The sequence below is a fragment of the uncultured Dubosiella sp. genome (genome assembly GCF_964018005.1).
GTDB classification, from domain to species: Bacteria; Bacillota_I; Bacilli_A; order Erysipelotrichales; family Erysipelotrichaceae; genus Dubosiella; species Dubosiella muris.
In genome coordinates, this window is sequence record NZ_CAXHOA010000012.1 from 92220 (window position 1) to 100756 (window position 8537).

6 protein-coding genes are annotated in these 8537 nt (G+C 53.2%); 3 read left to right on the forward strand and 3 right to left on the reverse strand.

Translation table 11 applies throughout. The features are described from left to right. Positions 1–190 precede the first annotated feature (190 nt). The 3 genes from ABNS49_RS09405 to galE form a co-directional block, all read right to left on the reverse strand. On the reverse strand, positions 191–2407 hold the full coding sequence (locus ABNS49_RS09405; RefSeq protein WP_348688177.1) for an alpha-galactosidase: 2217 nt from the start codon (positions 2405–2407) through the stop codon (positions 191–193). Between the two features lie 61 nt (positions 2408–2468). After that, entirely contained in the window at positions 2469–3455 is a 987-nt protein-coding gene (locus ABNS49_RS09410; RefSeq protein ID WP_168353670.1) for a LacI family DNA-binding transcriptional regulator, read from the reverse strand. A 41-nt stretch (positions 3456–3496) separates the two neighbouring features. Next, positions 3497–4471, reverse strand: a complete 975-nt coding sequence (galE, locus tag ABNS49_RS09415) for a UDP-glucose 4-epimerase GalE (protein ID WP_288343214.1) — start codon at positions 4469–4471, stop codon at positions 3497–3499. Positions 4472–4617: 146 nt separating this feature from the next. Between galE and ABNS49_RS09420 the strand changes: the two genes are divergently transcribed. The 3 genes from ABNS49_RS09420 to ABNS49_RS09430 are packed head-to-tail and all read left to right on the forward strand — an operon-like array spanning position 4618 to position 8408. Continuing rightward, positions 4618–6096: a UDP-glucose--hexose-1-phosphate uridylyltransferase gene (locus ABNS49_RS09420; RefSeq protein WP_348688178.1), complete on the forward strand. Its 1479-nt coding sequence runs from the start codon at positions 4618–4620 to the stop codon at positions 6094–6096. Between the two features lie 33 nt (positions 6097–6129). After that, positions 6130–7131, forward strand: a complete 1002-nt coding sequence (locus ABNS49_RS09425) for an aldose epimerase family protein (RefSeq protein ID WP_135981364.1) — start codon at positions 6130–6132, stop codon at positions 7129–7131. Continuing rightward, a complete protein-coding gene (locus tag ABNS49_RS09430; RefSeq protein ID WP_135981365.1) occupies positions 7128–8408 on the forward strand; it encodes a galactokinase family protein in 1281 nt (426 codons plus the stop codon). The genes ABNS49_RS09425 and ABNS49_RS09430 overlap by 4 nt, the downstream gene beginning before the upstream one ends. The last annotated feature ends 129 nt before the right edge of the window (positions 8409–8537 follow it).

Consider the following 8537-nt stretch of genomic DNA (forward strand, 5'->3'; position numbering starts at 1 on the left):
GACGAGAAGAAAACGCAACGCCAAAACATCAAACGAATGAAAAAGCTGCTGGCAGCCGGCATCGACAAAGCCACGATCGCCAACGTGTTCGACTGCTCCGTGGCAGAACTCGAAGCGCTGTCCCCAAAACAAACCCGATAGAACGATCACGCGAAAAATCGGAGCTGAAGAGTTTGCTCCGATTTTTTTATTATTTCTGGTGTAAAATATACAATCGCGACAAGTAGTCGCCTTCGCCCGCTTTCAAGTTGTGTTCGCCTGCCGAGGCGTCCGTCGTAATCAATCCCGCATACATGAGCTCGTCGCCATACGCGTCGTAGTCGCAGCCTTCGATTTGATACAACGCATTCGGATTGAGTCCTTGCAGCCGCACACGCCGGTAACGCTCGTTGACTTCCTGCAACGTCCGGTAATAGCCGACGATTGCCGTCTTCTGATCGTTGGACACGACCATCCACGCCGTCTCGTTGCCGTCAAACGGCGACAGCAGCCGGTAAAACGTGCCAAACTGAATGAGGGATCGGTACTGTTTCATAAACGCGATTTGTTTTCGAATTTGTGCTTTTTCCGCCTCGTCCATTTTTCTTGGATCGAGCTCGTAGCCAAACGTGCCAAAGTACGCGACGTTGGCCCGCGTCGCCAACGGCGTGCTGCGGTTGAGCTGGTGGTTCGGAATCGCCGACACGTGCGAGCCCATCGAGCTGATTGGATACAGCATGCTCGTGCCGTACTGGATCTTCAGCCGTTCGATGGCGTCCGTGTCGTCGCTCGTCCATGCCTGCGGGGCGTAATACAGCATGCCCGGATCAAAGCGGGCGCCACCCGAGGCGCACGACTCGAACAAGATGTTCGGATAGCGCTCGATCAGCCTTTCATACAACGCGTAAACGCCCAAAATATACCGATGGTAAATCGTGCCTTGCTCCAAAGCGCCATGGGCGGTCGAATACACCTCCGACATGGACCGGTTCATATCCCACTTGATATAGTCGATGTTCGCGTGATCGAGAATGTCCTTCATCATTTCAAATACGAAATCGACGACGTCCGGGTTGGAAAAGTCAAGCACGAACTGGTTGCGTCCATGCGATACGTGGCGATTGGGCGTTTGCAGTACCCAGTCCGGATGCGCCTCGTACAGTCTGGAGCGCTTGTTCACCATTTCCGGTTCGAACCACAAACCAAACTTCAAACCCAAATCGTGGATTGTGTTCGACAAGCCCGCGATACCGTTCGGCAGCTTGTTCCTGTCGGGCCGCCAGTCGCCCAAAGACGTCCAGTCGGTGTTTCTTCCTTCAAACCAGCCATCGTCGAGCACGAACAGCTCCACACCCAAATCTTTGGCTTCGCGCGCCATCTCGACAAGATCCCGTTCGCGAAAATCAAAGTATGTGCCTTCCCAGTTGTTCAACAAAATCGGTCTTGGCTTGTCGCGCCACACGCCACGCGCCAGCCGGTCGCGAAACAGCGAATGAAACGCCTGGCTCATGCCATTGGTTCCCTGGTCGGAATACACCATGACCGCCTCCGGGCTTTGAAAGCTCTCGTTTTTTCGCAGCGGCCACGAAAACGTGAATGGATGCATCCCGATATTGACCCGCGCCGTATGGTAGGCGTCCACGTCGACCTGGGCGAGAAAGTTCCCCGAATACACGAGCGAGAAACCCCACGCCTCGCCTTGCGCTTCAGTCGTTTCCGGCCGCTTTAACCCAAGAAACGGATTGAATCCGCTTGAAGAGTGTCCGCGCAAGGAGTAAACCGACTGCAAGCCGGGCCGCAAACGCTCCACATGGATGGAACGCTCCCGCGCCCAGGCGCCCGTCAGTTCGATCAAATCGTAGTCGGCGTCCGGCAAATCCAAATTGAGCGAAGACAACCCGTCCAAAACGACTTCGTCGCCCTCGTTGCGAATGCGCACGCTTCGAGTCAGCACCGGACGGTCAGCATACAAGGTATACTGCAACGTCGCCGTGACGCCTAGCCGCTCGTCGTGCAAGTGGATCCAAAGCGTCGTCGCCTCGGCGTCGTCTTCGACATACGTGGCCGGCAAGCCGTCCAGTTTTGGCTTGCCGGGAAAAATCTCATGCCCCGCATAGCGAAAATCGACGACCCGGCTGCCGTTGTTTTGCTTCAAATCAATCGACGCGACCCGCATGTCCCCCGCAAGCGGAACCGGAAATTCCTGCTTGATATGGTCCAGACAATACGTTTTGTCACCCTCGAACACGCAAACCGCCATCCCGCGGTACGCCGTTTCAAACAAATGGTCGAACTGCGCGCGGTCGCGAATCGCCTTGCCGCAATATAAAAGGCCGATACCGCCATGCGGCAGCACTTTCAGCACATAGCTCAATGTTTTGTTTTGGAGGTGAAACGTGTTGGACGTTTCATGAAATACGATAGGCATCGTTTCAATCCTTTCTATTTTCTTGAAGAAAACAAGATCCCGAAGCCGGGATCCTGTTGATTTACGCGGCCGATTCCCGAACGACCAAAGTGCATGGAAGCAGCATTTGAAACGGCAAGTCGACCCGTTTCTCGATGAGGTTCAACAGCAGCATCGCGCCATATTTTCCAAGCTCCAAAGCAGGCGCGTGCACCGTCGTCAGCGGTGGATCGCAATACTTCGCATCCTCGATATCGTCAAAGCTGACAATCGAGATATCTTCCGGTATCCGGTATCCTTTTTCCTTGATGGCCCGCATCGCGCCAATCGCGATCGGATCCGAGCAAGCCACGACCGCGCTCGGCGTGTTTTCCTGCTCCAAAAGCTGCCGCATCATGGCGTATCCCGACTCCATCGTGTAGCGGTCGATCAGGAAATACGGATTGTACGTGATGTTCCGGGACTTCGCCTCGCTTAAAAACGAGCCGACCCGCGGGTCGGGATACACGCTCTGGTCTTCCAAAATCTCGTATCCTCCCAAAAAGCCGATGCGCTCATGCCCCAAGCCATGCAAATACGCGACGACATCTTTCATCGCGGTTTTGAAATCGAGGGAAATCGTGTTGTATTGAATCGGCGCCGTTTCCATATCGAGAAAGACGACATGGATATACGTGCTAGTCAACGTTTCCATTTCCCGTTTCGAAAATTTTCCAAGACAAATCAGCCCGTCGATTCCTTCAAGCCGTGCCCAACGATGCAAGTCGTTTTTAAAAATGCGGACGATTTCCACCTTGTTGGAAGCCAGATAGCTTTCCACGCCGCCGCGCACTTGCAAATAATACGGGTCGCTCATTTCCTGGTCGAGCGTGTACCAGTGCAGCAAGCCGATTTTCAGCGTCTGCTTTTCTTTTTTTTGTCGTTTTTCGTATCCGGTTTTTCGGACGGCCTCCAAAATGCACCGCTTCGTTTCCTCGGGAATCGACAAAGTGGGATCCTGGTTGAGAAACCGCGAAATCGTCGAGGCGGAAACGTGGGCGAGGGCCGCCACATCTTTTAAAGTAGCCATGTCTTTATTATAGAGGAAAACATTCGAAACCAAAAGACGCATCAAACTTGGCGGGTATAGAAATTCCAGGCCGTTCGAATGATTTCCTCCACGTCCGTGTAACGCGGCGTCCAGCCAAGCACGTCTCTTGCTTTTTGGGTATTGGCGACCAGTTTAGCCGGATCGCCCGGCCGTCTAGGCTCTATTTTGACCTCAATCGGCTGTCCGGTCGCTTTTTTTGCTGCCTCAATGATTTCCAGCACCGAGTATCCTTCGCCATTGCCTAAATTGATCGTTTCGCTTTGGTTATGCGCCTTCAAATATTCGAGCGCCCGGATGTGCGCGTCCGCCAAATCGCACACGTGAATGTAGTCGCGAATGCACGTTCCGTCCTTGGTCGGGTAGTCGTTTCCAAACACGCAAATGTGTGGCCGCTTGTTGAGCGGCACTTGCAAAATCAACGGAATGAGATGCGTTTCCGGATCGTGCAGCTCGCCGATCTTTCCATTCGGATGCGCCCCGCACGCGTTAAAGTAGCGCAGCGCCACATACTTCATCCCATATGCCTGATCGCACCATTTCATCATCTTTTCCATCGTCAGTTTGGTTTCGCCATATGGATTGGTCGGTTCGGTCGCGTCCGATTCCTCGATCGGGATCCGCTTCGGTTCGCCATACGTCGCCGCCGTCGAAGAAAACACGATATGCTTGACGTTGAATTTTTTCATCGTTTCCAGCAGCACGAGCGTGCCGTACACGTTGTTGTCAAAATATTCGAGCGGCTCTTTCATGCTGACGCCAACAAGCGAGTTGGCCGCGAAATGAATCACACCCTCGATCGGCTCCTTTTCGAAGACGCTTTCCAAAAACGCCTTGTCCCGCAAGTCGCCTTCGTAAAAACGGGCGTTTGGATGAATGAGCTGTGGAAATCCAGTTTGCAGGTTGTCCACGATCACGACGTCCTCGCCACGTTCGACAAGGGCGTACACAGTATGGGAGCCAATGTAGCCGGCTCCGCCAACGACTAAAATCGCCATAGTTTGTTCCTCTCTTTCATCCCTATCGTACGGCGGAAGAAAAACGAAGTCAATCTTTTTAGTAAAAAATATCAAATAATTTACTAAAATATATTGCGTTATTTTTCCCTGGGGCTATAATGAAAGAGAAAAAAGGAGGCGCTTGCATGAATACGGCCATAAACCAGCTCATCCAGTATGGGCTGCAAAACGAATTGATTCACGAAGACGACATTGCCTATGTCGCCAACCGGCTTCTCGACTTGTTCGGCTTGACCGAATTTGAATACGAGAAAGGAAACGGGGAGTGCGTCGCGCTCGTTCCCGTTTTGGAAACGATGCTGGCGAAAGCCATCGAACAAGGAAAAATAGAAAACACGACGACAGAGAAGGATTTGTTCGACACGCGCATCATGGACATTTTGACGCCGCGTCCGCACGAAGTCGTTCGCACATTCGAAGCGTACGAGCAGGAAGACGCGCAAAAGGCGACCGACTGGTATTACGCGCTGTCGGTGAACACGAATTACATCCGCATGGACCGGATCCAAAAAAACATCGAGTTCACGACGCCAAGCCGCTACGCGCCGATGCGCATCACCATCAATTTATCGAAACCGGAAAAAGACCCGAAAGAAATCGCGAAAGCGAAGCAAGTGGCGTCGACCAACTATCCCAAATGCTTGTTGTGCAAGGAAAATGTCGGGTTCGCTGGCAACGCCAGTCATCCGGCCCGGCAAAATCACCGCGTCATTCCGCTCGATTTGAAAAACGGCCGCTACGATTTGCAGTATTCGCCCTACGTGTACTACAACGAGCATTGTATCGTGTTCAACGAGCAACACGTGCCTATGAAAATCGACCGGGAAACGTTTGAAAACCTTTTCGCGTTCGTGCGCCGGTTTCCGCATTACATGGCCGGAAGCAACACCGACATTCCAATCGTGGGCGGCTCGATTCTTTCCCACGACCACTACCAGGGTGGCCGGGCGCATTTCCCGATCGAGGACGCCAAAAGCTTCGCGAACGTCACGATTGACGGCTGCCAGGGCGAGCTGCTCGTCTGGCCGCTGTCGACGATCCGCCTGCATGACACGGATCCGGACAAGCTCGTGAACGCTTCGGTCCACGTGCTGGAAGCGTGGAAGCGATACGAAGACTTGGCGCGCGACATCGTTCCATATACCGGTTCGGAGCGGCACAACGCCATCACGCCCATCGTCCGTTTTCGAAACGGCCGCTATGAAGTCGATTTGGTGCTGCGCAACAACCGCACAAGCGCCCAATACCCGGATGGCATTTTCCATCCGCACCCGGAACACCACCATATCAAAAAGGAAAACATTGGATTGATCGAAGTGATGGGATTGGCGATTTTGCCCGGGCGCCTCAAAGACGAGCTTGCGGAAATCGAACGCGTACTACGCAAGGAAACGACGCTGGAAAACGCGCGAGGAATCGAACACCACAAGCCATGGGTGCGCGAGCTGCTCACCAAACCATGGAAAGACGACGTGCATGAGGCGCTTCGTCAGGAAGTGGGGCATAAATTCGTGCAAGTGCTTGAAAACGCGGGCGTCTTTAAAATGGATGCGGACGGACAGGCGGGCATGCTGCAATTTATCGAGTTCGTGCAGGAAAATTAATGGTACTATATTCATAAGGAAAGAGAGAACGCTATGGAATATCAGGATACAAGGAAAGACGGAATCGTTTTTTTCCTGTTGAAAAACGACACGAATCAAATTTACGTGACCAACTACGGGGCGACGCTGCTTTCATGGCTTGTGATCGACCGCCACGGCATGTTGGAGGATCTCGTGCTTGGCTATGAAACAATGGAGGAATACCAGACGCAAGACGGCTATTTGGGCGCGTGTCTGGGCCGGGTAGCCAACCGGATCGAACGCGGACGATTCACGCTGAACGGAAGCGAGTACACCCTTCCCGTGAACAATGGTCCCAATTCGCTGCATGGCGGCACGAGCGGATTTTCGCATCGAATCTTTGACTGGGAAATCGTCAACGACCAGTGCGTGCGGTTCACCCTCGTATCACCCGATGGCGACCAGGGCTATCCGGCCACGCTCGAAGTGGCCATCACGTACACCTTGGAAGGTGACACGCTTTCGATTCGTTACGAGGCGCAAAGCGACGCGGATACGATCGTGAATTTGAGCAATCACAGCTATTTCAATTTGGATGGATCGCCTTCGATCAAGGAGCACACATTGAAAATCGAGGCCGACCGGTTTATTCCGGTGGACGCGGATGGACTCGTTGTCGCCGACACGTTCGCGATGAGCGACGCGATGGATTTTCGTCAGGAGAAGCCCATCAAGCAGGCGCTCGATTCCGATGACGAGGCCATTCGCCTAGGAAAAGGGATCGACCATCCGTATGTGTTCCGGACGAAAACCGATCCCGTGGTGCTGGCGAGTTCGAAAAGCGGACTGGAGCTTGTCGTCAACACAAGCTATCCGCAAGCGCAAATTTATACCGCGAATTATTTGGACGGCCGCCCTGGCAAGCATGGCGTGCCGATGAAAGCGCAGAGCGCGATTTGCATTGAAACCCAATATCGTCCCAACGATATCAACCAGGATCCACAATCCCTGACCATTTTAAGAAAAGGAGAGAAGTATGACGAGTGGACGTCATTCACAGTGAGAAAACGATGAAAACAGTAAAAAACTTAATCGACGCATTTGAGAACAACCAGTACGACGACCGGCTCATGACGCTGTATGGCGACGCAAGCCGGCTGGATGCCGAGCGAAACCGCTATGTGAACGCCTTGAAAACGTTTGAGCGGCTGTATGGCGATCAGCCGGTTCAGATTTTTTCGGCGGCCGGCCGCAGCGAGGTGGCAGGCAACCATACGGACCACCAGCACGGACGGGTGCTGGCCGCTTCGATCAATTTGGATACGATCGGCATCGTGGCGAAGACGGAACAGAACGTGATCAAAGTCGTTTCGGATGATTTTGATATCGCGCCGGTCGACGTGAATCAAACGGAACTGGAAACGGTGGAGGAAAGCTCGGCTTCTTTGATTAGGGGCGTCGTGCAAGGGTTTAAAAACGCGAACTGGAACGTTGGCGGATTTGAAGCGTACATGACAAGCGAAGTCATTGTCGGCGCGGGTCTTTCGTCCTCCGCTTCGTTCGAGGTATTGGTAGGAACGATTCTTTCGTACTTGTACAACGAGGGAAAGGTACCGATGGTTGAAATCGCGAAAATCGCCCAGTACGCGGAAAACAAGTATTTTGGCAAGCCATGCGGCTTGATGGATCAGTGCGCGTGCGCGGTCGGCGGCTTGATTACGATCGACTTTATGGATCCGAAAGCGCCCGTCGTCCAGGCGGTGGATTTGAATTTCGACGATTTTGGCTTGAACTTGTGCATCGTGGACACGAAAGGAAGCCACGCGGATTTGACGCACGAATACGCAGCGGTGCCAGCCGAAATGAAAGCGGTGGCCAATTTCTTTGGCAAAGACGTGCTACGGGATGTGGACGTGGACGCGTTTTACGAGCAGATTCCGGCGGTGCGCGAGCAGGCAGGCGACCGGGCTGTGTTGCGCGCGCTACACTTCTTCCACGAAAACGAGCGGGTTCGTGAAATCGTCCAGGCGCTGGAGAAAGAGGACAAGGAAGGCTTCGAGCGAGGCATTCTCGCTTCGGGCAATTCGAGCTTTAAATACTTGCAAAACGTGTTCGCGGCCAGCGATCCGGCCAACCAGGCGGTGTCGCTTGCGCTGGCGATCAGCGAGGAGGCGCTGGAAGGCAAGGGCGTGAGCCGCGTGCATGGCGGCGGCTTCGCGGGAACGATCCAGGCGTTTGTGAACACCGACGATGTCCAAGCCTATAAGGAAAAAATGGAAAAGGTGTTTGGCGAAGGTTCGTGCCACGTTTTGAAGATCCGACCGGAAGGCGGAACGATTGTCGTAGAATAAAATGAAAAAAGAAAAGACCACTTAACAGGAAGGGGTTCTTACAAGAAGTTTGTTACGGAATCCATTGAACGGAAGGAAAATTTATGATCCTTCCGTTTTTTTGTGCATCTTCCTTTCTTTGGTCCGGAT

Coding starts and splice junctions, on each gene's coding strand:
- ABNS49_RS09405 (WP_348688177.1), bottom strand. CDS start 2,407: ATGCCTATCGTATTTCATGAAACGTCCAACACGTTTCACCTCCAAAAC.
- galE (WP_288343214.1), bottom strand. CDS start 4,471: ATGGCGATTTTAGTCGTTGGCGGAGCCGGCTACATTGGCTCCCATACT.
- ABNS49_RS09420 (WP_348688178.1), top strand. CDS start 4,618: ATGAATACGGCCATAAACCAGCTCATCCAGTATGGGCTGCAAAACGAA.
- ABNS49_RS09425 (WP_135981364.1), top strand. CDS start 6,130: ATGGAATATCAGGATACAAGGAAAGACGGAATCGTTTTTTTCCTGTTG.
- ABNS49_RS09410 (WP_168353670.1), bottom strand. CDS start 3,455: ATGGCTACTTTAAAAGATGTGGCGGCCCTCGCCCACGTTTCCGCCTCG.
- ABNS49_RS09430 (WP_135981365.1), top strand. CDS start 7,128: ATGAAAACAGTAAAAAACTTAATCGACGCATTTGAGAACAACCAGTAC.